Raw genomic sequence first — 24,843 nt, forward strand, 5'->3', positions numbered from 1 at the left:
AGGTTTTTAATGGTCAGTGCATTAAATGGTACATATTCGTGCAAGGCAGTCTTAAGAGAAGTTGGTTAGGTTTACCAGCAAGCGGAAATGCCCCCTTTCTTGCATCTTTTTTTATTCGTCTTTATCTGGCTTACTTGGCCCTTTTTTACGGCGCAGTGGTGCGTCACCCACTTCAATACCTTGATGGAAAGTCTTATTGCTACGAGTCGGCTTCTTATTGGCTTTTTTGGCCTTGTGTTGGGTTGGCTTATTCACTTTAGACTTGTTGCTTTGGCGTTTCGGTTTAGGTGCAAACCCTTTGAAGGTTGCCGCGAGTCCTTCAATGCTGTCAAAAGTAATTGGCTGCGCTAAATACGTTTCTACTGCTTGAAAGCTCTGCCAGTCTTTTGGTCCCACAAACGAAATCGCGACGCCTTTGGCGCCCGCTCTGCCTGTGCGACCAATACGGTGTACATATTCTTCAGCAAACTTGGGCATGTCAAAGTTCACCACGTGAGACACGTTCAATAAGTCTAAGCCGCGAGAAGCGAGGTCTGTGGTGACTAACGCTTGCTGCTGGCCACGGCTGAAACCGTCCATAATTTTGTTGCGACTACTTTGGTTCATGTCACCGCTAAGGGCAATCGCCGACAAACCTAAGCCTTCGATTTGCTCGGCAATGACTTGGGTGTCGGCGCGCGTTGCAGTAAACACAATCAGCTGCTGGATAGACTGCTGCGCGATAATATTTTCCAACAAAGCTTTTTTGTGATCTAAATGATCGGCTAAGTAAAAGCTTTGCTCTATGTCTGTGTGTTCAGCGTTACCATGGCCAATTGACACTCGCACGGGCGTTTTAAGTAATTGCTTGGCAATATCGTTCACTTCTGCGCTGTCTAAGGTCGCAGAGAACAACAAAGTCTGTCTTAGTCTGTGGTCAGCAGCTTGGTTAATTTGCAGCAGTTGAGGAGCAAAACCCAGATCAAGCATGCGATCAGCCTCATCCAGAATGAGCATTTCCAAGCCGTTGAGGTGCAGTTGGCGCTGGGCCAAGTGATCGCCAATCCGTCCAGGTGTGCCTACCACAAACTGTGGGTCTTTTTGCAACGCCTTGGCTTGATCATTAAAGTTTTCACCGCCCAGCACTAAACAGGTTTTAATGCCCGTGCCCGCCGCCAATAATCTCAGCTGGCTGTATACTTGTTTGGCCAGTTCTCGAGTCGGCGTCAAAATCAGTACTCGCGCATCCCGTTTACTGAGCGCCCGCTGCTTTAATACACGCTGCATTGCAGGCAGTAAAAATGCCAAGGTTTTACCCGAGCCTGTTTTTGAAGAAGCAATTAAGTCTTTGCCTTGCATCGCCACTGGCATCGCTTGTTGTTGTATCTCTGTGGCAACCTCAAGACCTTGGTGATCCAGAGGGGCAATTAAACGTCTGTCTAACGAAAATTCTTCAAAATGCAAAGTACTGCTCCGAGTATTAATAGGGGTTAACAAAAACGGCTTAAGTATAACCGGTTAGACCCAAATGAGCGATACACAATCGCGATAACGCTTGGATTTACTGGCCCTAACGCTTATATTGCTGCAATCACATTTTTGGTAGCGAATTATGTTTCAAGATAATCCACTGCTCGCGCAGTTAAAACAGCAAATGCAAGCCGACTTGCCTAAACAAACCGGCGTGGTAAAAGCCACAGACCGCGGCTATGGCTTCTTAGAAACCGGCGATAAAAAGAGCATTTTTATCGCACCCGCAAACATGAAAAAAGTCCTGCACGGCGATACCATTAGCGCCATTATTCGTGAAGAAAATGATAAAACCCAAGCAGAGCCAGAAACCTTGCAACAATGTGATATCTCGCGCTTGGTTGGTCGGGTCAAAATGTTCAAAGGTAAGTTACAGTTTAACGCCGATAACCCGCTGATTAAACATGATTTTCTGGCCAAGATCCCTGCCGATATTAAATCGCTCAATATCGAAGAAGGCGACTGGGTGGTGGCTAGCTTGCAAAATCACAGCTTGCGTGATGAAAAACGCTTTAGCGTGATAGTGACCGATTTACTGGCCAAAAAAGATGACCACTTTGCGTTTCGCCCTGTAACATTGGCCAAGTTAGGCCTAGATTTAGAACCACCTGAGTTGACCGAAACCTTGATTGATGCCGACGCAGACAACCGCGTCGATCTGACCCAATTACCCTTTTTCACCATCGACGGTGAAACGACTCAAGACATGGATGACGCCCTCGCGGTACGTGAAACGGCGCAAGGCTTTGAGCTACATGTTGCCATCGCCGACCCAAGTGCTTACCTACCGCTTGGCAGTCAACTGGATACCACTGCCGCAGCGCGTGGGTTTACCATTTATATGCCCGGCTTTAACGTGCCAATGCTGCCACGCGAAGTCAGTGATAGCCTGTGTTCATTACAACCACAACAACCTCGCGCAGCACTGGTCTGTCAAATTAGCGTGAGTAAAACCGGTGAAGTGTTAGAGCCGGCTCAGTTTATGAACGCCAACATTGTGAGCCAACATAAACTCAGCTACCAGCAAGTCTCAGACTTTATTGAGCAGTCTAACGACGCTTGGCAACCAGAGACAAGCTTGGCAGAAGGGTTAGGTGCGTTACACCAATTAGCGTTAGCACGGTTAGATTGGCGTCAACAAAATGCTTTATTGTTTGATGATCAACCAGATTACAAGTTTGAATTAGATCAACAAGGAAAGTTGGTTGATATCCATGCAGAGCCAAGACGCATAGCCCATAAAATGGTTGAAGAAGCCATGGTGCTGGCGAATATTTGCGGCGCAGAAGTAATGCAAACGAGTCAAACTCAAGGTGTGTTTAATACCCAAGCGGGTATTAATCCAGAGAAAATGGTCGAAGCCCACAAACTATTGACGGCCAATGGCATCGAGTGTGAGCTGGAAAAATTATCTGAGCTGGATGAATTTTGCCGGGTTAAACGCCTGGTGAATGCGCTGCCCGATAAGTTTTTAGACATTCGTTTGCGTCGCATGTTTGCATTTGGTGAATTCAGCGCCCATGGTGCTCCGCACTTTGCGATGGGTTTGCCATTGTATGCCACTTGGACATCACCACTTAGAAAATACAGTGACTTAATCAACCATCGTCAAATTAAGACCTTGATTGCCAAGCAAAGTCCTCAAGCTCTGGATCAAGAGCTAGGCGGCAGAATCAATGAGCAGCGAAAATTACAGCGCCAAGCCGAAAACGGCGCGAATGCTTGGCTTTATGCTCAATATTTAAGCCTGCATAGCCGTGCAAACACTGTGTTTGAAGGCACCATCATGGACGTAGTGAAAGCCGGCATTCGGGTTAAACTGCACGCCTGTGGCGCGTTTGTCTTTATTCCTACCAGCCTCATAGCCAAAGATAAAACCTTGGTTGAGTGCAAGATGGAGTTAGGTGAAGTATGGTTTGAAGAGCAATCTGTGTTGAAGCAAGGCCAAACCGTCCAAGTGGTCATTCATGATGTAAACTTAGACACGCGTAATTTCATCGCCCGATTAAGCGCACCTTTCACGGCCGCATAATCGCCTCTTGAAGTAAGTGACACGGATCATCTTGTTAAGGTGAGCTAAGCCCGTTTAACAAGCCACAACAGCCGTTGTGGCTTTTGTCCGCAATTTGGGCCGATCAATATTAACTTCAATCTCTTGACGTATTACTGCGGGAAATATCTTGCTGTAATTGTCGAAACTCTTGTTGAATAAGGTCAACAATAAACTGGTAATACGGGCTTTTACGATAACGATAGTGATAGAACAGCGCAAACTCGGTATCGATTACTGGCACTTCAGGGGGCATGGCGATGGTACGAAAATCGTCTTTACATAAGTCTTGCAACAGCGACGATCCCGGCATCAACATGTCACTGTTTACTAAAGTGTCTAACGCCAGCTTTGGCATATCGGTTCGAAACACAACGTTAGCTCGCACCCCAAGTTGTTGCGCCAACGCCTCTGCTTTTGATTGATGTTCGTTCCAACCATTAATAATCAAAGACACCAAATCATAATGATTGATGTCGTCCAATGCTAATTGTGCGACTTTCAATGGGTGATCGCGACGCACGTAAAACACATTCGTATCTTGGCCTATCGGTTGCTGATAAACCTCTTTCGATACTTTCATTGGGTAGTAGTTAAGGCCAATATTCACTTCATCATTTTTGATTTTTTCGCTGGTGCTGTTACTCCAACTGACGATCTCGACTTGTAACAAAGGCGCATGCTGATGAATTTTTTGGAACAGACGACGCCCAATCGACAAGGACAAAAAAGGGTGCATGGCCAGCACTAAACGGCCCGATACTTTACTGATCTCAAATTCGTTGTAGTGATTGATATAATCAGCCAGCTCAGCCATTAAAGGCGGTAAGCCTTGGCTCAATAATTCACCTTTCGCGGTTGGCTGTAGCCCGTTTTGCGTTTTGACAAAGAGTTCATCGTTAAAGTGCTCACGCAAACGCCCGAGTGAGCGACTCACAGCCGGCTGGCTAACTTGTAAACGCCTTGCTGCCCGCGACGTATTAAGCTCTTGAGATAGCACCCAAAAAGTACGCAGTAAATTTAAATCCAACGCCAAAAAACGGTCTTTTTGCATGCTTAACAATGCCCCTGCCTGTAGTTATTACTATTTGGTATAACTCTTATTGCAATAAAACTCAAATATTTATGACATAGTATCAACACTTAATCGACAAAAGGTGCAGCAGCATGAAAAAACTGTTTATTCCATTATTCCTATTCTCATCTTTTGCCAGCGCAAGTGTGATTGTTGACACCAAAGATGTGGATGAAAAAGACTACATTTATGACATGCAACAGTGTGAACAGCTCGCAGGCCAAGTTCAAAAACAAGAATCGAATAGCCGTGGAGCGTTAGCCACTGGTGCCAAAGGTGCCGCAGCGGGTGCCGCATATGGCGCGATTTCAGGTGGCTCAGGCACATCTGGCGCTAAAACAGGTGCCGGTGTTGGCGTGGCTACGGGAATTTTTACCGGCAGCAAAGATCGCAGAGACAATGAAAAGCAACATAAAGCAGAGCAACAGCAAGTGGTTAAAAACTGTATGACTCAACGTGGTTATGTTGTGCTCAATTAATCTTTGTCGCAGCCACTAAAACCTAAGCCGACGCGCTTGGGTTTAGTTGGCTGTACCAATACACGCATTTCCATACCTTCACATAAAGTAAACTGCATGATGAATGGCAGTGGAGCCATTCATAGCCTAACCTGCCACTATAAACTGCAATACATCATTTACTGCGCTAAGCTGCTCGATTTGTGCCATCGAACAGGTATAATGTTTTTCTTTGACGCTAATCACTGGACTCGACCACTTGCACACCACCAACACCCTTACCCTTGAGCAACTACAGCCTTGTTTTACTTCTGCTTTAACAACATGCGCCACACAACGTGCACCCTGGCCCAGTTTATTTCCCTTTGCTCAACAAGAGGTGCAAGCGTTTGCAAAACTTAGCCAACCTTTACTCACGTTAGTCAGTAGCGATTGGCTCACCAGTCAATTATTTTTACAACACACCCTAGCTGACTTTAAGCCCCACACTGCGCCACTTTACTTGCTCGATCAAACGGCGGGCCAAGCCGGTTATTTTCATAGTGAGCTGACCGTCGAGCCAGGCCGCTATCGAAAGCAAAGCAAGGCAGTGCAAGATACCATCAATGATCACTTAGGGGATCATGAAGATGGCGATATCCACGCAGTAGCAGCCAAGCGTATTGGCTTTTTAGAGAGTGCTTCAAGAGCGCAGCTGTTTGGTGAGGTATATAATGGCGCTGATGGCACTTTGCAACTTAAGCCTGGCGCCCTTGCTTGCCACTTAGGCGGCATTTTAGTGGTACAGTTGCCTGCGTTGTTAGAAGATCCCACTCTGTGGCAAGATCTAAAGCGCTGCATTGAAAGCCAAACCATTAGCTGGCATGACGCCGTGTGTTTGCAGCCACCCAAAAGCCCTTTGCCTCAGGGTCGCTTTGCCGCTGCCATTAAGGTAATTTTGGTAGGTTCACGTGAACAGCTTGCTGAACTGCACCACTTAGACCCCGACGCGGCGCAAAATGCCAGCATGTTTACTGAACTGGCCAGTGAAGTTCGGGCAAATGAAAGCAACATGCCCGCGATACAAGACTTTATTTGTCAGATCGCAGCGCCGTTTAGCGTCAGTTTAGACCTGCCTTTTTTAAATGCGTTGCTGCAACATCTCAGTCAACTGCGCGAGCACAGAGAATACATTAAATTTAACGGCAAGTACTTACAGCGTTTATTAGGTCGGCTCTGCCTTGATGAGACGCCACTCACACCTGAAAAACTGCAGCAGGTACTGCGCCAAATTCGCGCAGCAATGACCTTACCGCAAAAATACAGTGACGAGTCTATTGCTGAACAACAAATTCCGATTTCACTGACAGGTAACGCAATTGGCCAAGTGAATGGCCTATCCGTCGTTGAGTTGGATGGTCACCCGTTGGAGTTTGGAGAGGTATTTCGTGTGACTGCGGCAGAGTACTTGGGCGATGGCGAAGTCATAGACGTGGAGCGCAAAGCCGATATGGCAGGCAATATTCACTCTAAATCAATGATGATAGTTGAAAGCTACTTAAGCCAAGTTTTTGCCAAAAAGCATCATATCCCCTTCTCTGCCAACGTTGTGTTTGAACAAAGTTATAGCCACTCTGAAGGCGATAGCGCCTCCATTGCCACCTATGTTGCGGTCATCTCTGCGCTGTCTCAGTGCCCAGTTAAGCAGACGGTTGCCATCACCGGTGCCATGGACCAACAAGGCCACGTACTTGCAGTAGGTGGGATCAATGATAAAATCATGGCACTTTATCGCACCACACAGGTTTGCCAGCTTGAGCACAAAGTATCAGTACTTATCCCTCACGCGAACCTTATTAACCTAAACTTAGATAGCGATATTCTTGCTGGTGTCGCCGAAGGTAAAATTGACATCATCAGCATAGGTCACGTCAGCGAAGCGTTAGACTTGGCTCTTACCGAACATCAAGGCTGGCAAGACGTGTACGCCCGCATCAAGCAACGCTTTAAATCACTGCAAGATGATGACGACGAAACCCTTGGTAGCCACTGGGATTGGCTTACAAAATGGTTCAGATAACAAGATATCAAGGCAAAACAAGCTGCTAGCTTGCATGCTAGACTACACTACTATAAAGTGTGGCGTTTTTAAATCTCGTGGTAATGGTACCAACTTATGACTTCTCAAAAAGAACTAGGTAAACACTCTTACACTAAAGAAGAGCTACAAGCATGTGGCCATCGTCAATTGTTTGGTGAAGAGAACTGTCAACTGCCGGTCGACAACATGTTAATGATGGATCGCGTCCTTAAAATTAATGACACGGACGGTGAGCATGGCAAAGGTGAAATCATCGCTGAGCTCGACATCACGAAAGACCTTTGGTTCTTTGATTGTCACTTTCCAGGCGACCCAGTAATGCCTGGTTGTCTTGGCCTCGATGCCATGTGGCAATTAGTAGGTTTCTTCCTTGGTTGGAGCGGCGGTCCGGGTAAAGGACGCGCGTTGGGTGTAGGTGAAGTTAAATTCACCGGCCAAGTATTACCAACGGCATCTAAAGTAACTTATAAAATCACCATGAAGCGTGTGATCATGCGTAAGCTTGTTATGGGTATTGCGGATGGTGAAGTGATGGTAGACGGTCGTGTTATCTACACCGCAAAAGACTTAAAAGTGGGCTTGTTCAAAGATACTGATAGCTTCTAATTCTGAGCCGAAATAAACTTCTTTTAAAGCCGCATCATGCGGCTTTTTTATTGCCTTGTAAAACTCATGTCCGTTGGTGATAAAAAGTCTGATTTCGACAAATTAACAATCTTAGGCAATAAACACCTTGTTGATTAACTTCTACACTTGACTGCAATCGCCAAGCTAAGGAAGCGCACATGACATCCGTTTTTGCTCAAAACAATGCAGTCTATCTGCCTCAAGAGTCTCTTCAATCAAACCTTGATACCGTAAGCCAAGCTTTTGAATTGCTGAGTACGGCCACCAGCCTGACCGGAGCAGTTAAATCTCACCTTGATAGTCTGGCAGATCTGGCCAAATGCAACGATTTAGACAGCATTGAGTTACTGCACAATATCGCTCTTAAAAACAATGTAGTTGGCCAATATGCTGAGGCCATGTTGTATCAGGTATACAGCCAAGGCAAAGACAATGGCAGCTCACAGTCGATTGAGTCTATGTCTCTGAGCTTATTCGAGCACAGAGAACAGCTTGAAGGCTTAGACGATAACAATAAACTCAATACACCATCCGTTATCACCATGATGGCATCTGGCGAGCTTAACCAGTTTATGCAGCCTGTCACCGACCAAGACATGGGTGAATTATTTTTCCCTTCCCCTTCTCCGGCATTGTCTGACTCTGGCAGCGAATTAAGTAAAGCCTTACGGATCAAACTCGCCGACACCCAGCTAGAGCATGAAGTCAGCACTTTTGAGTCGGCAAAATTTATTTATGACAACATTGAAGGCGACGTGCTCGGCCTACAAATGGACGGCAGTGCGCCGCCGTTGTATCTACTCGATTACGCTTTTGAGTCAATTTGCCGCAATAATGATAACCTGGTCTTGCTCGCGCATAACGCCACTATTGAAGACATTCAAGATGATATCAGTGATTTAGCAATTGGCCAGCAACTTGCAGTCCCTCTGACACAGAGCGACGAGAATAGCGATCACGCTGGCGTATTATTGATAAATAAAATCGCTGAAGACGAGTATGAAGTGGTGGTATTTCACCCCAAAACGCCGAACAGCGTTGACGAAATGGATGATATCCAGCAAATGCTGAGCCAGATATTCAGTGTGTCTGGTGATTACGAGAGCACTTTTGTGACACCAGAAGTCCCTGAGCATGAAAACGCCTGCCTCAGCGGGTTGTTTTTGACCCAATACAGCCAGCAAAATGGTGACTTTGATAAAGCCTATCACGCTTTTAACAGTGAAATTGAAGAGCCGAAAGTCGATACCAGCTGGCGTCAGTTACGGGATGATTTAGTCGATTTAGCGTGTGATGCTATTTTAAGTGAACATTTTGACCTGAGCATCGATATCCTCGGCTGAATTAGGCAGAGTAATCAGCCTGCATCTGAAAACGGCGAGTGTATTTAACAATACGCTCGCCCAAAGTCCAAGAATTGACTAAAACCGCGAAATAGTGGCTTCTTCTTCTGGAATAAAGACCACACCGTCCATCACATCACTCATCACCCCTCTTTGCTCTGGGCCGCCGTGATAGCTCAAAACACTGGAAGAATGAAATGGCAACATGTCAGGGTTTTGTGTTTTTAAATCGATAAAAGCATTCGGCAAGCCAAGCGCAAGCAGTTGACCATTGATACTGGCACCGGAAGTTGTCACTTTAAAGCTTCCCATTTCCCACTGTGTTGGATCGTGTTCATATGGGGCGAGCATTCCTCCGCCATGAATAATACCTAGCTTGTAGATATCATAGTTTGATTGTTCATTTAATTTATTACTGACAGAATTACAGCAATTGACCACATGAATATTGTGCGCCCAAAGTACAGTTTGACCTTGAGTCTTGTACCACACTTCCTTCAGCCAAATCACATTATCCGCAGATTGTTCATCGGTGTAATTCCAACCCGGTAATGGCATACCGTGATCATCGTCATCCGATAAGCTCTTATCAGCATAACTGCGCATACTTTTTACAATTTGATGCCAAGGGCTGGCATACAACCTGAAATTTCTTGGCTGATTGGGGTTATAGGGAGGAATACTCTCGGTTAATGCTAACGCTTCAAGCTCTATTAGCAGTTTTTCCAGATCAGTCACCAGGGCATCATATGCTCGGCGGGTAAATCGGCGATCATAATACCAAGGGCATGCCATTTCAGGGGCATAACTGAATATGGATGAAAACTCATTAACGTCCATCCCTTTAGAATCAATGTAATCTTTTAACTCCTGTAACATGACAGGCAGTTCCTCACCCGGGTTTGGCAAGCAACTGGGGTCACCGTTAATACGGTAATCAAATCCAGTCAAAATGAGTGGCTGAGTATTTTGATCTTGGCTCGCGATATAATCGACGACCTCTTGCACATCAAGACTCAACCTCTGCATAAACATGTAATTGGCATGGGGCCCAGTGATCGCCTCAATCAAAGGCTGCTCTTGCTTTAAGAATTTCTCCCAAGCGACCAAACCGTCATACAAGCCCGCCTCAAACGCCACCAAATCCAATTGCCCTTCTTGATGCAGGCCTTTAACGATACGCCCCCTTAACCTGTTAGCTAAGCCACCTTGGTGGCTTTGCTCACCTAACCCGACAATATCGTAACCTTCAAGCGTATCAATGATAGGTAAGATGTCTTCATTACCCGCCGTAATGTGCGTACCTTGGAACACGGTATAGTTTAATTCTGCGCTGTGATCGCTCACGCTATTGCTTTGACCGCCGCCCCCTCCACCGCAACTCGATAAAATAAACGCCAATGACACAACCGAAAGTATTTTTTTCATTGATGACACCTGTAATAATAAAAATTCACAATATCAAATTTTTATCACGTAATTTGATAATGGTGTCACATCTAAGCGCTTACAAATTCATAACATTAGGTTGTCAAACCTTTCTTCAAAACAGCATTTAAAAGGTATGTCTGTATAGGTTTCATGCTTGTCGGTAAAGCAAACCTGAACGGAATGTTATGGGTGTAGTTTTCTTTTTAAGATGCTGGTAATTTCCGTATAACCCGCGTGCTGGCAAACATATCGTGAAAGCTTTGCTGCCTTTTACTGGCAAAAAGTGGAATGAGAAATGCCATATTAAAGGGAACGACTAAACTCAATAGCAGCGATCTTTTAAACAATTGCCACACTGTCGCTGGTTTATCGGAATGAGCGTCGACAATGACTAAGCGGAAAATTCTTTTCCCAAGGTTAAGGTTACACGCCCAATAAATGAAAAAAGCCATTGGGATATAAACAAACCCAATCCAACCCACTGGCATTTGGCTAATGTAGGCGCCCGACTCACTGTGCAATTTTCCTAGCACTACCAGTGGCGACAACACAAATACACAATCCAGTAAAAATGCCGGTATCCTTAGCAAGGCGACCGTATAATTCTTTTTTTGAGCAATGCTAGTGTTAACAGCTTTGCGGCTAGCTTCATTCTTGTTGGTTACTTTCATGTGCTCTGAAGGTGCGGTCATTTTTGAAAATCGCGGTCAATAAGTGGATGACCTAAAATAACCCAACTCACGTAATATCCGTCTATTTGACATCACAAAAAAATAATTTTACGCGAGTTATTAATCACACTGATTACTCTGCAAGCACAGTGTGTTGGTCGTCAGCGCCATGGCCGTTATCTGGCGCCTACATCACTTCGCCTTGATAGTATCGAGTCTGCGCAATCGAAAGCATTGGCAAATCTTCATATGTATCGCCATAACCATACACGTGCGGGTAATGATTGAGGTCTAACGCACCTTTGATTGCCTTGACCTTGTTTTGCTCGCTGCAATCACCATCAACGTAGCCGCCGGTATAGCGGCCATTGTGAACCATCAGCTCGCTGCACAATAGCTCGATACCTTGCTGCTTGCACCAGATACGTAAATAAACGTCTAAAGAGGCAGACACCACAATAACGCGGTCACCCTCAGCAAGGTGCCATTGGATCCTTTCTAACATCTCGGGCCGTAACACCTTCGAAATGTACTCTTGCACAAATTGCTCGGCAATTGCAGTTACGCTTGTTTGTTTGCGAAAAGCAAAGGCGACCCTAGAGAGGGCCGGCCGCGTTTTGTTGGCCTTTAATAATTTCAATTTATAAAGGGCGATAACGGGAAACATCAAACACCAACCGAACACCATTCTCGTCTTCGAAGTGGCATAGAAAAGAAACCGAGTATAGGTGTCTTGGGTGGTAATGGTGCCGTCAAAGTCAAACAAAGCCAGATTCATTCACCGCTCCTTGGCGTACTGCGGCATAAAACAGGCATGGCACGCCTTGATACGAGTATGCGCGCAGCGACAAAAACAATTATCATGACACGTAGCCAGCCGTTAAAAGTACCAATCACGAGTGAAAAACGTGCAGCAGGGCTTCATATCGCCCTACTTTGCATATTTATATAAAACCGCTGCTATGTATTGAGTAAATTTAGCTACAAGAATTTCACCCAGCTATTTTTGTGACTGTGTTTATACCGAGAAAACGCCTTAGTGGGAAAATATAACAACGCAGCGAGCGGAATGGTAAACGCCCAAACTTGCCACACATAATCCACGCCAAATAACTCGCCTTGAGTTGAGCCAAACGTCACTTTTAAGATTTCATAACTGATTAACAAAACGTATAAATGCAGCACATAAAAGAACAAGGGCGCGCTGCCAAACGTTTTGAGAATGTCCGTTACGCGGTTATCTACGTGCTCCATTTTGCTTAAAAACACCATGGACAGGCCAATGGTCAGCAGCATAAAGTCTAATGACGGACCGTATTTGGTAAAGTTAAGAAATGACATCACAGAAGTGATAAAGCTGTCTTGCATTGACCAAGGCAGCGCTTCACCGTAAATGTTAAAGCCCCTTAAAACGGCCAACAATGCAAAGCACACTAAACCGAGTTTTAATAACTTACCTTGACGTTCACTTGGGACGACATTTTTCGCAAATAACGGCGCAAGGCAATAACCCAATACGATTAACCCTATCCATGGTAAAACAGGATATGACACTCTCACCGCCAACGGACCATCGCTGATTAACATGCCTCTTTGATGTAGCATGGTCCACAAGCTATAACCCAGTTCACCCGGTTCGAAGCTAATCGGTACCAGCGCATCATGACCAAATACAATGATAAAGCCAACCGCCATTAATACAGCGCGAGGTAAAAACAGTAAACCCGCGAGCACTATCATGCTCACGCCAATAGCCCACATCACCTGCAGATATAAAATGTCATAACTGCCAAACCAGGAAAAATTGATCACGGTAACTTCAAGCAACAAAATAAACACACCGCGCTGCAATAAAAAGGTACTAGCAGCCTGTTTCGGTTGCGCCGATTTTTGACTATAAAGCCAAGCCGAGATCCCGGTGAGAAATACAAAAGTAGGCGCGCACCAGTGTGCCATTAGACGAGTAAAGAACAACGCCGGCTCGACCACGCTTAAGTCCATAGGGTCGCCGACCTGCTGATGGTAAAATATGCGTTCTCGCACATGATCCAACAACATTATCAGCATGACCATGCCCCGTAATACATCGATACTGATTATGCGTTTGTTCAACTGTTGTGCCATAAAAATTAAAATCTCAAAACCAACAATTGTTACAGTATAACATTTCAAGTTTACCACAAAAGCCAACATTACTGATTACTTGCCAAATATTTCTCAAAGATAAATGCGTACGCAACGCAGTAATAAAGTAAAACAAAATAACGTTTCAACAATGCCCCTAGGCAGTTTTATGGCAACGACTATGAATAGTCCAAAGGTTGAGCGAATTGTTATGCCTTCATCCTCTATCACCATCATAGGTTTGCTGTTAATACCGTGAAATGATTTTGCCACTCACGCCAACATATCGTGGTTTCAATGTGAAATTTGGGCAATCAATTATTGCCCGGCTAGCAAAATCAGACGCCGCAATATTTCTTGCCGATGTCACTGTTTGTAACGCGCGCCAACAAGCTTAATATTTCTTAATGACGGATTCATGTTCTACTTAAGCCTCTCTCGCAAGCGGTGTTCACAGCAGAAGAGGTGCGCGATGACCTCACTTAAGTCGTGCGAATAAGACGCTGACCAACTGCATAATAAATAACCACCTATAATAGTTAAATCGATATTAAAAGCGTGTGTAAAACTGATCCTTGGGTATTAGTCGCGATGCTTGCTTATTACCCTGTGGAGATTTCAATCAATGGCTTACTTAAATCAAGTTAAACAGCTCGTTAAACTCACTTGGCCCATTTTATTTGCGCAAATAGCCATGACAGCAATGGGCTTTGTAGACACCGTTATGGCCGGTAATGTCAGCGCCACAGACATGGCCGCTGTTGCGGTAGGCTCAAGCTTTTGGGTGCCTTCTATTTTGCTATTACAGGGGCTAACAATGGCCTTAGTCCCCATCATCTCTTCGCTTAATGGCAGTAAAAACTTAACGCAAGTGCCTATTACCACCATTCAAGCCTTGTGGCTTACTGCATTTGTAGGCATCTTGTTGATGGTAGGTTTATATTTTAGTGCTCACTTATACTACCAATTTGATATTGCTCCAGAATTAGCAGATTTAGCCAAAGGATACCTGCATGCGATTATCTGGGGCATGCCGGGCTTTGCCTTATATTTAATATTACGCAATTATAGCGAAGGGCTATCTCGCACTATCCCCTCTATGGTAATCAGCTTTATGGGTTTGGCGGTTAATATTCCAGCCAACTATGTATTTATTTTTGGTAAATTTGGCATGCCAGCGCTCGGAGGCGTCGGTTGTGGCGTGGCAACCGCTCTGGTCTATACCGCGATGGGCATCAGCATGCTGATTTACGTGCTTAAAGATCAACAGCTGAAACAGTTCCATCCTTTTCAACGCTTTATGCGGCCAAGTGCTAAACATATAAAACGATTATTTCATCTTGGCTTTCCCATTGCAGCGGCCACTTTTTTTGAAGTCAGTTTGTTTGCCATGGTGGCACTATTATTAGCCCCCTTGGGTGCCAGTGTCGTAGCCAGTCACCAGGTAGCCATGAACGTCACCTCCATCATTTTTATGGTGCCGCTAAGCATTGGCATAGCCGTTACCATTAGAGTGGGCCATTGCATGGGTGAGCGCGATCCGCAGCAAGCAAAACTGGCAGCCAATGCCGCCATTGGCTTTGGTTTAGTAGTAGCCGTGTTTACGGCGGCTTTTACCCTCATGCTGCGCCATGACATTGCGCAGTTTTACAGTCAAGATCAAAAGGTGATTAACCTGGCCGCAAACCTGCTGTTAATTGCGACCATCTATCAATTTTCAGACACGCTGCAAGTTGTTGCTGCTGGCATTTTGCGGGGTTATAAAGACACCAAAATCATTCTATACGTTACCTTGGTGGCGTTTTGGATGATTGGCTTTCCTATTGGTTATATAACCTCTCTGACTGATTGGATCATCCCATCACTGGGAGCACAAGGTTTTTGGATAGGCTTTATTTCCGGACTCACCGCCGCCGCCATTTTGCTTTGTTTTAGACTGAAAAAGAGTTATGCAGAGAGCCTGTCCCATCCTGTTTAATGGACTCTGTGATCCCTAGTGGCTTCGCTTAAGTGACTTAAAAAGAGATTGAACACAGGAGTTCGACCCTTCCCCATTCACAACACATTTGTAAGGCGTTAACCGGAAAAATCAAATAAGTCCGGCGCTGATGGCCGGGCAATACTCAGTTAGGTTTGTTTAAGGCTAGCAATATTTTCCTAACCATCATTTGATAGAATGGATTAGCTTGCCGTCTAGGTAGGTTTTTTCAACATGAATTTGGTGTACCTTGTATACATCATTTTTTAGCTGGTCTTCAATGTTGCGGTCAAGAATGATCACATCGGCTTTTTTGCCTACCGTTAAGCTGCCAATATCATCGCGTAACATCATATTTGCACCGCCTTGGGATAACCGTAATACACATTTCATAAAACCGTTTGGGGTATTGCACTGAGGGATCACCTCATAACTTTCCCAATGCCCAACCATGCTTGCATAAACTTTGAGCAAGTATGATTGCAGCTGCGAGCAAGTCTTCCCTCGTTATTGGGTAACTCGAATGCCGTAATACTTCCATACCTAAGCGTACTGTTGAGAGTACATTTCGATTTCTGACGGTGTTAGCTTGAAAGTGCTTATCCCAACCTTGTTTCTGTGCATGAACTCCAGCAAACCAAAGTGTCAGTTGAAGCATCAGGTGATGAGTAGCATGATATCAAAGCGCTCTGGACTGCTCGTTCGGCTATGCCGTAGGCCTAGTCCGTAAGCAGGGCTTTTCAAATCTCGGAATGTTTCTTCTATCTGCATACGCTTTGAGTAGATCCTAATAAGTTGCTTTGGTGTGCGAGTTTCAACGGGTAAGTTAGTCGCCAGGACCCATGATTCTTTTGCTGACGCGGAGTAAATCTTAGGTGATGGGTGATGACAATTAGTCCGTGTCGAACGCTGATTCTTTCGGCCTTTAGGGCGAGATTTATACAATACAATTTGACATGAGATTGCATTGCTTTTAGTCAGCCTTTTATACCCTAACGTCTTTGAGCGGCTTGAGGCCGTACTATGTAATCTACTGACAGGGTTACAGTTTTCAGCGCCTAGGTCGGCTTTGAACATTGCTCTGAAAGCGGACATGCTTTCTCATAAAGCGTAATCGAGCGGCCTTGTAGTGCGACTGAGGCTCGCAATACCATGAGCCGCTTTTGCTCACGTATATCAGACCAATCAATCAGCACAATAGGCATTGAATTGCCTGAACAAATGAAGCTTGCGTGCCAACGATAAACCGCAAGTCGCTCTTTATGCAGATGATGATTTCCTAACAGTCGGTCGATTCGTTTGATGTTATGTTTTGTGCTGGCCTTCGTTGGCAGGTTACGACCAAGTTAGGTAAGGGTGAGCGTTTTACACTCCAGTAATGCATGGCAAGCCATGCGTTAAACTGTTAAGTCGTTTTAGGTGTAATGCAGGGCAGAATGGGTAAAGAGAATCGTGTAAAATATCGAGTTCGCACATCTTGTCGTCTGATTGTTGATTTTTGGCGAAACCATTTGATCATATGACAAGGTGTGCATCTACCTTAAATTTATGATTTTTATAAAAATCATTAGGGGATTCCTCAGGGTATTGCATGCCACCGCAGGTTTGGCTTGTTTTCTAATACATATCCATAAACGGTATTATTTGAGTTAGTACCTATTCGAGTTTTAAATAGGTTTAAGGCGTGTGAATTTTTTGGCTGGGTTAAGTGACAGGCGTAGTCGCACATCATGCTTTATAAAGCGATGAGGCATGCTTGAAGAAAATGCTAATTGCGAATAAAAAGCCCTGAGTTTGCCAGCTGTATTGATGCCTGAATTCTGGAAAGTAATGCGAATGTGTAATGGCACTGTCTCAGTCGATGTTCAAAACGTTGACACGTTTTTAGCCAATCTACTTACTGACAAGAACATTGCTTTAGTGTGTTGGCATCATTGCGCAGTATGTAAAGTGGCAATACCACTTGAAGGCGAAAGGCAATAAACCACGCTCAGTGCTATTAATAACACTGCGGGGATACGGGATCATTCAACGACGAGATTCTCTATCAATACAGCGCAATAACCCTCGGTGCTGGCGAATTTGGATCACTTTTCATTCACACACAGTGACAAAACCACGCTTTATTTACACCGCTTTAGTGACTTATTGGGTTTTCGGTTACGCCATTGCACAATGTAAAAAATGGCTGCACCGACTAAGCCTGTATATAGACAGATCTTATGTAAGCTAGCAACAGAAACCAAACCCAGCATTGGGTTATTTAATGAAATAGGATAAAAAGGCTGAACATCAAAATGCATAATGCCATCAAGAATGACATGACTAAAACAACCGATAAATGCACTAATAAATGCAACTAACCAAGAAATCTCAATTGGTTGCGATGCTTTCGATATTCTTAGAATGGTTAGGCCAAACTCTGAAAGATACTTACCTGATAAAGCGGAAACAACAGCGAGCAATGAGCCGCCAATAAAGGTATGAGAGAATCCATGCAAGTGCCCGTGCCCTTGAATTAACACCCATAACGGTTGTAAATCCATTACTATTTGAGACCAGCCAAACACCATTAAGCTAAAGCTACCTTGGAGTAAGGCCTTTATTAAAATTCCTGTACCCATATGAAATGGAGTGAATGGCATAATTTCCCTTCGTGAGCCTAACTGCTCATTGAGTAGATAGAAAATTGGTAACCTGAAGACCCTGTAAATAATTCTGTGTAACTGTCGGGGTTACATGTATTCAGTAAGTCTGTCTTCGAACATAATCATAAAGCGGTTTAGAGCTTGTCGCCAGTTTCTAATCGGCATCGTCCACTTCTTGGAAGCATCTCGGATAGCCAGGTAGATCGCCTTTCTCGCTGATTCATCCGTTGGGAAGAGCTTGCGCTTCTTAATCGCTTTTCTAATAACGCTGTTGAGGGATTCAATGGCGTTAGTCGTGTAAATAGCTCGGCGAATATCCTCTGGGTAGTTAAACAGGGTGTTGAGGTTGTCCCAATGCGCTGTCCAAGAGTGGCTGATTGGTAGATTTTCTTTAGATCAGCCGTTACTGCTTTGTAGTCTTTTCAAGGGACGTACTTGACCGAGTGACCTGGTCAACTGATTTCGGTCACCCTAGTTAAGTTCGTTAAGCTACTTCTGTTACCGGCTTATCCATACGTTCAAATTCATTAGGACTTTGATAATTGAGGTATGAATGCATACGCTGGCTGTTGTACCACATCGTGATGTAATTCAAGACATCCTGTTGAGCGCCATATCACGTTCGATAATTGCGCCAATGAACTCGTTCTTGCTTCAAGCTGCCGAAGAAGCTTTCTGCTACGGCATTATCCCAACAACATCCTTTTTTGCTCATGCTACCGACAAACTTATGCAGCTTCAGTATTCGCCTATATTGATGGCTCGCATATTGAACGCCTTGATCTGAGTGTACTATCAAACCCGCTTTAGGTTTTCGTTGCCAGATAGCCATTGTTAGCGCATCGCAAACAAGCTTTGCTTTCATTCTGCGGCCCATACTCCAACCAACCACTTTACGGGAATAGAGGTCGATTACGACGGCTAAATACAGCCATCCTTCAGCCGTCCATATGTAGGTAATATCTTGAACCCACGCTTGATTGGCGTATTGAACATCGAAATCCTGTTCAAGCTCATTTTCATATACAGGCTTGTTGTGGTCGCTGTTGGTTGTTGTTTTTATTTTGGGCAATAAACGCGTATTTTACTTCGTTTCTTTGGCAAAGAAGACCGTCGCTTTTTTTAGTATCTCACGCTCCATTTCTAAGCGCTTTACTTGTGCTTTGAGCTTGCGGATCTCTTCCTGCTCAGGTGTCAGCTTGCCATTGCCTCGAAATGCATGGCCATCATCATTTTCTGCTTCTTTTATCCAGCGGCCGAGTAGCTGAGCTGTCCTCTAAATTTCTAGCGGCTTCAGCAATGCTGTAACTTTGCTCTCGTACCAGTGCAATGGCATCAAGTTTGAATTCTTTTGAATAGGTTTTACGTGTTGTCATCTCAATCTCCAGTTAAATTAATTACGTCTTAACTGGGTTAGTCGTATCAATTAAACCACGTCAATGTAAACAAACACTTTGTCATCCCCCAAAATGGCGAACCAACTAGGACATCTTTCGACGTTATCGGACGATAACTTATTGATTCAGAATTATAATAGGCATAAAAAAAAGACGTCCTAGGACGTCTTTCTTCAAGAATGTGGCGGTGAGGGAGGGATTCGAACCCTCGATACCTTGCGGTATACACACTTTCCAGGCGTGCTCCTTCGGCCACTCGGACACCTCACCTAATCTGATTGTGGTTTAGCTTATATTCCCACACTGTTGCTGTGGCGACGCGCTAAACGGAGCGCAAGAATATGAAAAACCGGGCTAGGCGTCAATAGCTTAGTGGCTTTTTTTGTTTGCTTGCTGAAAAAGCCACCAACCTCGCCTCGTTTATAACCCTTTATCACCCAAAAAAAGAGTGTTTGTGGTTATTAAGTGGTTATAAAGTACCGATTTCTTGTCGCAGATAAACGCCTGCGCCAAATAAGCCAGGATCATCATGGGTCACCACAAAAGTGGCGATGCCTGCGTTGTATTCGCTAAAACGGCCTTTGTATTCAAAGCCTTGACGAAAGGTCGATTGCTTAAAGTAATCGATAAATCGTGGCACTATGCCCCCGGCAATGTATACGCCGCCTTCACAAGCCAGGTTTAATGCTAAATTACCGGCAAACGCGCCCAAGCTTTGGCAGAAAATGGCCAAGGTTTTCTCTGCCAGCGGGCAGCTTTTGTTTAAGCCTGCTTCACTGATTTGCGCCGGTGTGGTGAGGGTGACCTCTTGACCCGCCAATTCACACAAAGCGCTGTATATATTGTCAATGCCTTGACCCGACAATAAACGCTCAGACGATACATGCCCCATGCGTTTGCCTAATACATCCAGTACGGCTCTGGCGTCTTCACCTACCGCAGGAAACGAGGTATGACCGCCCTCGCCGTCTAAGCTTATCCATTTATTGGATAAATGCACTAAATGACCTACGCCAAGGCCGGTTCCCGGACCACAAATGCCAATGGCTTTATTGGCTTTAACGTCGCCGCCGCCAATTTGCACTTTTTCATCATCCGTTAAAAATGGCACAGCCAATGAAATCGCAGTGTAATCATTAATGACGTATAAAGCGTCTAAGTTTAATTCTTGCTTGAGTTGCTGCTGAGAAAACGTCCAAGTGTGGTTGGTCATTTCAATTAAGTCTGTGTCAACTGGGCACGCGATAGCAATACAGAACTGTTTTACTTCACCTTCTAAAGTGGCGAAATAAATCTTGGCAACATCGGCAATTGAACCATAATCGGCGCACAGGTACTTTTGAATATGGCGCATTTCTCCGCTGGCAGTATCAACACTGGCAAGGCGAATATTGGTGCCGCCGACGTCTGCAATCACGTAATGTTGTTTCATTGTTTCTCCGAACACTGTGCTATTAATGGGCTAAATTGTTGGCCATTTTAATAAAAAAGACAATCACCACAATGATCTCGGCGCATTTAAACCCGCAATTTGGCTTTTTTTTCGGTTTTGGCGAACTTTTCTGCATAATACACCACTAATCTGGGTCAGAATTCATTCCTGACACGCTAGCATCCCGATCTGGGTTCTTTTATCATTCCTGTGCTTATTCACAAGGAGAGTGTTTTAAAATGTCGTCGAAGTTTTCAACCAAGGATTACTTGGTTTTATTTTTGAAAGGTGCCGGTATGGGCGCAGCAGACGTAGTGCCCGGCGTATCTGGCGGAACCATTGCATTTGTAACCGGGATTTACGAGCGTTTACTCAACGCCATCAAATCAGTTGATTTAAATGCCATTAAGCTGTTTTTTGGCGGCCAATTCAAAGCCTTCTGGCAGCACATCGATGGCACATTTTTATTGGTCCTGTTCAGCGGTTTATTAAGCAGCATTATTTCATTAGCCAAGATAATTACTTATTTACTGGCGCATCATCCTTTGTTTGTTTGGTCGTTCTTTTTTGGCTTGATCATTGCCTCCGTTATTCACATTGGTAAACAAATCAAGCAATGGAACATGGCTAATATCGCCTCGTTGATAGTCGGTACCGTGATTGCATTTTTAATCACTAGCATTTCGCCAAGCTCGATTGAACCGCAAGCGTGGTTTTTCTTTGTTGCGGGCGCGATTGCGATCTGCGCGATGATCTTACCGGGTATTTCTGGCAGCTTTATCTTGCTGTTGATGGGCATGTATAGCCATGTATTGCAAGCCGTCAACGACCGCGACTTTGTGTTACTCATCTTATTTATGGCCGGTTGTGGCATCGGGTTATTGTGTTTCTCTCGCTTTTTGTCTTGGTTATTGGCGCGCTTTCACGAAGCCACCTTCGCCCTTTTAGCTGGCTTTTTAATTGGCTCGCTGAATGTACTTTGGCCGTGGAAACAAGTCATTAGCACTTACACTAGCTCTAAAGGCATTGTTAAACCCTTAGAGACGGCGAACGTATTACCAGAAACGTTCACTGCGCTCACAGGTCAAGCCAACTACGTGTTTGTTTGCACCGCTCTAATGGTGGCGGGTTTGGTGCTTATTTTGGCCATAGAAAAACTGTCACAACAAAAGCCTGCTTAACCTTCCCTTTCTGCTATACATATTTGCCTAGCCAATCAATCTAGCTAGGCAAATTGATCAAAAGCAAATAAAACTCGATATTTATTCACTTTAAAAGCATATTGGAAAAATAATTATTGCTTTTTATTAGGCCTAACTCTACTCTGCGCGAGCTTTCAGTACACAACCACACTATATTGTTAATAACTCGCCTGTAATGAGGTCTCTGTGGAAAAGAAACTTAGCCTAACCGCCCTTACTGCTTTAGTTATCAGCACCATGATAGGTGCCGGAATTTTCAGTTTACCGCAAAATATTGCCGCAAATGCTTCCGCTGGCGCGGTAAGTATCGGCTGGTTGATCACAGGCCTAGGCATGTCGGCTTTGGTGCTGGTTTTTCATTATTTAGCCAAGGTTAAGCCCGAACTGCAAGGCGGCATTTTTGATTACGCCAAAGCCGGGTTTGGTGACTTTATGGGCTTTTGCTCTGCCTGGGGCTATTGGATCTGTAACTTACTCGCGAACGTCTCTTACGCCGTGGTATTTTTTGGCGCGTTAAGCATTTTTACCGACACGCCAGACAGCGTGGTGTTTGGTCAAGGCAATACGCTTTATGCCATTATTGGCGCGTCTGTATTGGTCTGGGTGATGCACTTTCTGGTATTGCGCGGCGTTCAGTTGGCGGCCATGGTGAACGTGGTAGCCACGGTTGCCAAACTACTGCCTATTTTGGTGTTTATCATTGCGGTATACCTCGCCTTTAATATGCAGCAGTTTAGCTTTGATTTTTGGGGCCAAGACAACCCTGCTCTTGGTAGCGTGTTAGACCAAATTAAAGCCACCATGATGGTAACACTCTGGGTTTTTATCGGCATTGAGGGTGCGGTGATTGTGTCTGGCCGCGCCAAAAACCGTGGTGACGTTGGCAAGGCCACCATTATCGCCTTGGTGTGCGCGTTAGTATTATACATAATGGTCAGCTTATTCACTTTTGGCGTCATGAGCCAAACCGATATCGCGCAACTTAAAAACCCTTCTATGGCGCTGATTTTAGAGCACGTATTAGGGCCATGGGGCGCAAAATTTGTCAGCGCTGGCTTGATTATTTCGGTTTCGGGTGCGCTGCTCAGTTGGACAGTCGTGTCTGCTGAAGCGCCCTATGTGGCGGCCAAAACAGGCTTGTTTCCGAAATCCTTTGCCAAAAGCAATGAACACGGCTCAGCCACGGTGTCTTTGTGGGCGTCAACGGCTTTGGTTCAGGTGTTTCTTATTATCACCTTCTTTCAACAAAGTACGTATTTAGCCCTGGTTTATATCGCTACCTCAGCCGTATTGTTACCTTATTTACTGGCGGCGGCATATGCGTTGCAATTGGCTCTCAAAGCTCAGCGCCATAAAGGCTATAGCATCACAATTGCCAGCGTAGCGTGCGTGTACAGTTTTTGGCTGGTCTACGCCGCAGGCTTAGAGTATTTGTTGCTGTGCGCCTTGTTATATGCGCCGGGAATTTTGATCTACCGCCGCGCCAAACTGCAACGCGGCGAGGCATTTTTAGACGGAACCGCTGAGCGATTATTTGCCGTTGTCTTGATTATTATGGCCTTTGCCGGTCTTTACTTTGTGACTAGCGGTGCGATTGCACTTGGTTGATACACAAGTGTAATGGGCCCACGTCTTGCACAGCAAGGCAATGGCGTCATTACAGGCGGTTTGCAGTTACATTTTGGTATATTATTTTGATAACGCGTTGTGAGGCAGGTTGTTTATTTACCTTACTCTGCGACACAATGCGCTTTGCACGTGCGCCTTCACGCCCAATTATAGGACAATGCCATTGACCATTTTATTGTACCTCGGACTTGGCGCAGTCGCGGGCACCATCGCCGGCTTATTTGGTTTAGGTGGCGGCATTATCATAGTACCAGTGCTGGTTTTTACCTTTAGTTGGCAAGGTTTTTCCCCCGAGCATCTCACGCACTTGGCCATTGCTACATCAATGGCCACCATCATCATTACGGCCACCAGCTCTACCCTTACCCACCATAAACTCGGCGCTATTCACTGGCCTGTTGTAGCGCGCATGTCGATAGGCATCGTCGGCGGTACTTTTATTGGCGCCATGCTAGCTGACAGTATTTCTGGTGAAAACCTCAAACGCTTGTTTGCATTGTTTGCTTATCTCGTTGCGTTACAGATGTTTTTTAGCCTCAAGCCAAAGGCCACTAACCCGCTGCCCAAAGGTTTCGCACTCAGTGGCATAGGGGCTGTCATTGGTGCTATCTCTGCGATTTTTGGCATTGGTGGTGGCTCTTTGTCGGTACCTTACCTTACCTCACGCAGCGTACCCATGCGCAACGCCGTGGCTCTGAGCGCGGCATTAGGCTTGCCTCTCGCGATTTCGGGCACGTTTGGCTACATTGTCAGCGGCTTTCATGAAAACGAATTACCGCCTTATAGCCTGGGTTACGTCTACCTGCCCGCATGGCTTGGCATTGTGCTTACCAGCGCAGTCTTCGCCAAGATAGGCGCGCGCTTGGCTCATCGCCTGCCGCCAGTATTAATGAAACGATTATTTTCGGTATTTTTATTTATCGTCGGCAGTAAGTTTCTGTTTGGGTGATTTATCCTGCTCCCATATCACACCGGCTGCGATTAACGTTGGCAAATTTGAAACGGCCTGTCTACGCTTGTAAATGTTTGATATAGCCCCACAGGTCACGTTGTAATCGTTGCCAACCACCACAGGGTATAAGCGGGTGAATGGCCACCACAGTGCGCAGTCTTTTTAGGGCTGAATTAAGCATGAATCTTATGAGACGAGCTCGATCTTGGCACCATTGACTGGCAGTCTGTCTCTCTT

19 protein-coding genes, 1 tRNA gene and 3 pseudogenes are annotated in these 24,843 nt (G+C 45.1%); 9 read left to right on the forward strand and 14 right to left on the reverse strand.

The window, feature by feature from the left end:
• Nucleotides 1-111: 111 nt before the first annotated feature.
• On the reverse strand, nucleotides 112-1,443 hold the full coding sequence (locus tag D1Z90_RS15935) for a DEAD/DEAH box helicase (RefSeq protein WP_119911782.1): 1,332 nt from the start codon (nucleotides 1,441-1,443) through the stop codon (nucleotides 112-114).
• Nucleotides 1,444-1,591: 148 nt separating this feature from the next.
• On the opposite strand from D1Z90_RS15935, the gene D1Z90_RS15940 reads away from it, so the two are divergent.
• On the forward strand, nucleotides 1,592-3,541 hold the full coding sequence (locus D1Z90_RS15940; protein ID WP_119911783.1) for an exoribonuclease II: 1,950 nt from the start codon (nucleotides 1,592-1,594) through the stop codon (nucleotides 3,539-3,541).
• A gap of 115 nt (nucleotides 3,542-3,656) precedes the next feature.
• Here D1Z90_RS15940 and D1Z90_RS15945 read toward each other — a convergent pair whose 3' ends face one another.
• Nucleotides 3,657-4,613 (reverse strand): LysR family transcriptional regulator, encoded by a 957-nt coding sequence (locus tag D1Z90_RS15945; RefSeq protein ID WP_147378783.1) that lies wholly within the window; start codon nucleotides 4,611-4,613, stop codon nucleotides 3,657-3,659.
• A 113-nt stretch (nucleotides 4,614-4,726) separates the two neighbouring features.
• On the opposite strand from D1Z90_RS15945, the gene D1Z90_RS15950 reads away from it, so the two are divergent.
• Nucleotides 4,727-5,113: a glycine zipper family protein gene (locus D1Z90_RS15950; protein ID WP_119911785.1), complete on the forward strand. Its 387-nt coding sequence runs from the start codon at nucleotides 4,727-4,729 to the stop codon at nucleotides 5,111-5,113.
• On the opposite strand, the gene D1Z90_RS21990 is transcribed toward D1Z90_RS15950, so the two are convergent.
• The gene (locus tag D1Z90_RS21990) at nucleotides 5,110-5,232 is read right to left on the reverse strand and encodes a hypothetical protein (protein ID WP_269777044.1); all 123 of its coding nucleotides are present in this window, start codon (nucleotides 5,230-5,232) and stop codon (nucleotides 5,110-5,112) included. The genes D1Z90_RS15950 and D1Z90_RS21990 overlap by 4 nt on opposite strands.
• 92 nt (nucleotides 5,233-5,324) lie before the next feature.
• On the opposite strand from D1Z90_RS21990, the gene D1Z90_RS15955 reads away from it, so the two are divergent.
• The 3 genes from D1Z90_RS15955 (at nucleotide 5,325) to D1Z90_RS15965 (ending at nucleotide 9,142) form a co-directional block, all read left to right on the forward strand.
• Nucleotides 5,325-7,151 (forward strand): S16 family serine protease, encoded by a 1,827-nt coding sequence (locus tag D1Z90_RS15955; RefSeq protein WP_119911786.1) that lies wholly within the window; start codon nucleotides 5,325-5,327, stop codon nucleotides 7,149-7,151.
• A 96-nt stretch (nucleotides 7,152-7,247) separates the two neighbouring features.
• On the forward strand, nucleotides 7,248-7,778 hold the full coding sequence (gene fabA, locus D1Z90_RS15960) for a bifunctional 3-hydroxydecanoyl-ACP dehydratase/trans-2-decenoyl-ACP isomerase (RefSeq protein WP_119911787.1): 531 nt from the start codon (nucleotides 7,248-7,250) through the stop codon (nucleotides 7,776-7,778).
• A gap of 179 nt (nucleotides 7,779-7,957) precedes the next feature.
• Nucleotides 7,958-9,142, forward strand: coding sequence for a hypothetical protein (locus D1Z90_RS15965; RefSeq protein WP_119911788.1), 1,185 nt, complete (start codon nucleotides 7,958-7,960; stop codon nucleotides 9,140-9,142).
• A gap of 78 nt (nucleotides 9,143-9,220) precedes the next feature.
• Here D1Z90_RS15965 and D1Z90_RS15970 read toward each other — a convergent pair whose 3' ends face one another.
• The 4 genes from D1Z90_RS15970 to D1Z90_RS15985 all read right to left on the reverse strand — a co-directional run bounded on the left by D1Z90_RS15970 (nucleotide 9,221) and on the right by D1Z90_RS15985 (nucleotide 13,356).
• The gene (locus D1Z90_RS15970) at nucleotides 9,221-10,570 is read right to left on the reverse strand and encodes an erythromycin esterase family protein (protein ID WP_119911789.1); all 1,350 of its coding nucleotides are present in this window, start codon (nucleotides 10,568-10,570) and stop codon (nucleotides 9,221-9,223) included.
• Between the two features lie 206 nt (nucleotides 10,571-10,776).
• Nucleotides 10,777-11,244 carry an RDD family protein gene (locus tag D1Z90_RS15975; protein WP_158587165.1) on the reverse strand — a complete coding sequence of 156 codons (468 nt, stop codon included), beginning with the start codon at nucleotides 11,242-11,244 and terminating at the stop codon, nucleotides 10,777-10,779.
• Nucleotides 11,245-11,431: 187 nt separating this feature from the next.
• A complete protein-coding gene (locus D1Z90_RS15980) occupies nucleotides 11,432-12,022 on the reverse strand; it encodes an HAD family hydrolase (protein ID WP_119911791.1) in 591 nt (196 codons plus the stop codon).
• Between the two features lie 203 nt (nucleotides 12,023-12,225).
• Nucleotides 12,226-13,356, reverse strand: a complete 1,131-nt coding sequence (locus D1Z90_RS15985; protein ID WP_232525272.1) for an acetyltransferase domain-containing protein — start codon at nucleotides 13,354-13,356, stop codon at nucleotides 12,226-12,228.
• Nucleotides 13,357-13,993: 637 nt separating this feature from the next.
• On the opposite strand from D1Z90_RS15985, the gene D1Z90_RS15990 reads away from it, so the two are divergent.
• Nucleotides 13,994-15,346 carry an MATE family efflux transporter gene (locus D1Z90_RS15990; protein WP_119911792.1) on the forward strand — a complete coding sequence of 451 codons (1,353 nt, stop codon included), beginning with the start codon at nucleotides 13,994-13,996 and terminating at the stop codon, nucleotides 15,344-15,346.
• A 186-nt stretch (nucleotides 15,347-15,532) separates the two neighbouring features.
• Here D1Z90_RS15990 and D1Z90_RS21355 read toward each other — a convergent pair whose 3' ends face one another.
• From D1Z90_RS21355 to D1Z90_RS16030, 7 genes and pseudogenes are all read right to left on the reverse strand, one after another.
• The gene (locus tag D1Z90_RS21355) at nucleotides 15,533-15,799 is read right to left on the reverse strand and encodes an amidohydrolase family protein (protein WP_119911794.1); all 267 of its coding nucleotides are present in this window, start codon (nucleotides 15,797-15,799) and stop codon (nucleotides 15,533-15,535) included.
• Nucleotides 15,774-16,822: pseudogene (locus tag D1Z90_RS16000) on the reverse strand (IS4 family transposase). The gene D1Z90_RS21355 and the pseudogene D1Z90_RS16000 overlap by 26 nt, the downstream one beginning before the upstream one ends.
• Before the next feature lie 647 nt (nucleotides 16,823-17,469).
• Nucleotides 17,470-17,991 (reverse strand): metal-dependent hydrolase, encoded by a 522-nt coding sequence (locus D1Z90_RS16010; RefSeq protein ID WP_119911795.1) that lies wholly within the window; start codon nucleotides 17,989-17,991, stop codon nucleotides 17,470-17,472.
• Nucleotides 17,992-18,081: 90 nt separating this feature from the next.
• A pseudogene (locus D1Z90_RS16015) lies at nucleotides 18,082-18,416 on the reverse strand (transposase); the annotation flags it as partial.
• Between the two features lie 62 nt (nucleotides 18,417-18,478).
• Nucleotides 18,479-19,370 (reverse strand): annotated as a pseudogene (locus D1Z90_RS16020) (IS3 family transposase).
• 203 nt (nucleotides 19,371-19,573) lie between these two features.
• Nucleotides 19,574-19,661 (reverse strand) — tRNA-Ser (locus D1Z90_RS16025).
• A 199-nt stretch (nucleotides 19,662-19,860) separates the two neighbouring features.
• Nucleotides 19,861-20,823 (reverse strand): glucokinase, encoded by a 963-nt coding sequence (locus D1Z90_RS16030; protein ID WP_119911796.1) that lies wholly within the window; start codon nucleotides 20,821-20,823, stop codon nucleotides 19,861-19,863.
• Between the two features lie 239 nt (nucleotides 20,824-21,062).
• Between D1Z90_RS16030 and D1Z90_RS16035 the strand changes: the two genes are divergently transcribed.
• The 3 genes from D1Z90_RS16035 to D1Z90_RS16045 all read left to right on the forward strand — a co-directional run bounded on the left by D1Z90_RS16035 (nucleotide 21,063) and on the right by D1Z90_RS16045 (nucleotide 24,603).
• The gene (locus tag D1Z90_RS16035) at nucleotides 21,063-22,004 is read left to right on the forward strand and encodes a polyprenyl-phosphate transporter (protein ID WP_119911797.1); all 942 of its coding nucleotides are present in this window, start codon (nucleotides 21,063-21,065) and stop codon (nucleotides 22,002-22,004) included.
• Between the two features lie 207 nt (nucleotides 22,005-22,211).
• Complete coding sequence (locus D1Z90_RS16040; protein WP_119911798.1) at nucleotides 22,212-23,633, forward strand: basic amino acid/polyamine antiporter; 1,422 nt, start codon at nucleotides 22,212-22,214, stop codon at nucleotides 23,631-23,633.
• A 184-nt stretch (nucleotides 23,634-23,817) separates the two neighbouring features.
• The gene (locus D1Z90_RS16045) at nucleotides 23,818-24,603 is read left to right on the forward strand and encodes a sulfite exporter TauE/SafE family protein (protein ID WP_119911819.1); all 786 of its coding nucleotides are present in this window, start codon (nucleotides 23,818-23,820) and stop codon (nucleotides 24,601-24,603) included.
• The last annotated feature ends 240 nt before the right edge of the window (nucleotides 24,604-24,843 follow it).

The organism is Motilimonas pumila (assembly GCF_003596335.1).
GTDB lineage: Bacteria > Pseudomonadota > Gammaproteobacteria > Enterobacterales > CBDFNC01 > Motilimonas > Motilimonas pumila.

What these genes read in the sequence shown, in the direction of transcription:
- D1Z90_RS15940 (WP_119911783.1), top strand. Translation starts at nt 1,592, where the DNA reads ATGTTTCAAGATAATCCACTGCTCGCGCAGTTAAAACAGCAAATGCAA.
- D1Z90_RS15945 (WP_147378783.1), bottom strand. Translation starts at nt 4,613, where the DNA reads ATGCAAAAAGACCGTTTTTTGGCGTTGGATTTAAATTTACTGCGTACT.
- D1Z90_RS15950 (WP_119911785.1), top strand. Translation starts at nt 4,727, where the DNA reads ATGAAAAAACTGTTTATTCCATTATTCCTATTCTCATCTTTTGCCAGC.
- D1Z90_RS21990 (WP_269777044.1), bottom strand. Translation starts at nt 5,232, where the DNA reads ATGGCTCCACTGCCATTCATCATGCAGTTTACTTTATGTGAAGGTATG.
- fabA (WP_119911787.1), top strand. Translation starts at nt 7,248, where the DNA reads ATGACTTCTCAAAAAGAACTAGGTAAACACTCTTACACTAAAGAAGAG.
- D1Z90_RS15965 (WP_119911788.1), top strand. Translation starts at nt 7,958, where the DNA reads ATGACATCCGTTTTTGCTCAAAACAATGCAGTCTATCTGCCTCAAGAG.
- D1Z90_RS15970 (WP_119911789.1), bottom strand. Translation starts at nt 10,570, where the DNA reads ATGAAAAAAATACTTTCGGTTGTGTCATTGGCGTTTATTTTATCGAGT.
- D1Z90_RS15975 (WP_158587165.1), bottom strand. Translation starts at nt 11,244, where the DNA reads ATGAAAGTAACCAACAAGAATGAAGCTAGCCGCAAAGCTGTTAACACT.
- D1Z90_RS15980 (WP_119911791.1), bottom strand. Translation starts at nt 12,022, where the DNA reads ATGAATCTGGCTTTGTTTGACTTTGACGGCACCATTACCACCCAAGAC.
- D1Z90_RS15990 (WP_119911792.1), top strand. Translation starts at nt 13,994, where the DNA reads ATGGCTTACTTAAATCAAGTTAAACAGCTCGTTAAACTCACTTGGCCC.
- D1Z90_RS21355 (WP_119911794.1), bottom strand. Translation starts at nt 15,799, where the DNA reads ATGGTTGGGCATTGGGAAAGTTATGAGGTGATCCCTCAGTGCAATACC.
- D1Z90_RS16010 (WP_119911795.1), bottom strand. Translation starts at nt 17,991, where the DNA reads ATGCCATTCACTCCATTTCATATGGGTACAGGAATTTTAATAAAGGCC.
- D1Z90_RS16030 (WP_119911796.1), bottom strand. Translation starts at nt 20,823, where the DNA reads ATGAAACAACATTACGTGATTGCAGACGTCGGCGGCACCAATATTCGC.
- D1Z90_RS16035 (WP_119911797.1), top strand. Translation starts at nt 21,063, where the DNA reads ATGTCGTCGAAGTTTTCAACCAAGGATTACTTGGTTTTATTTTTGAAA.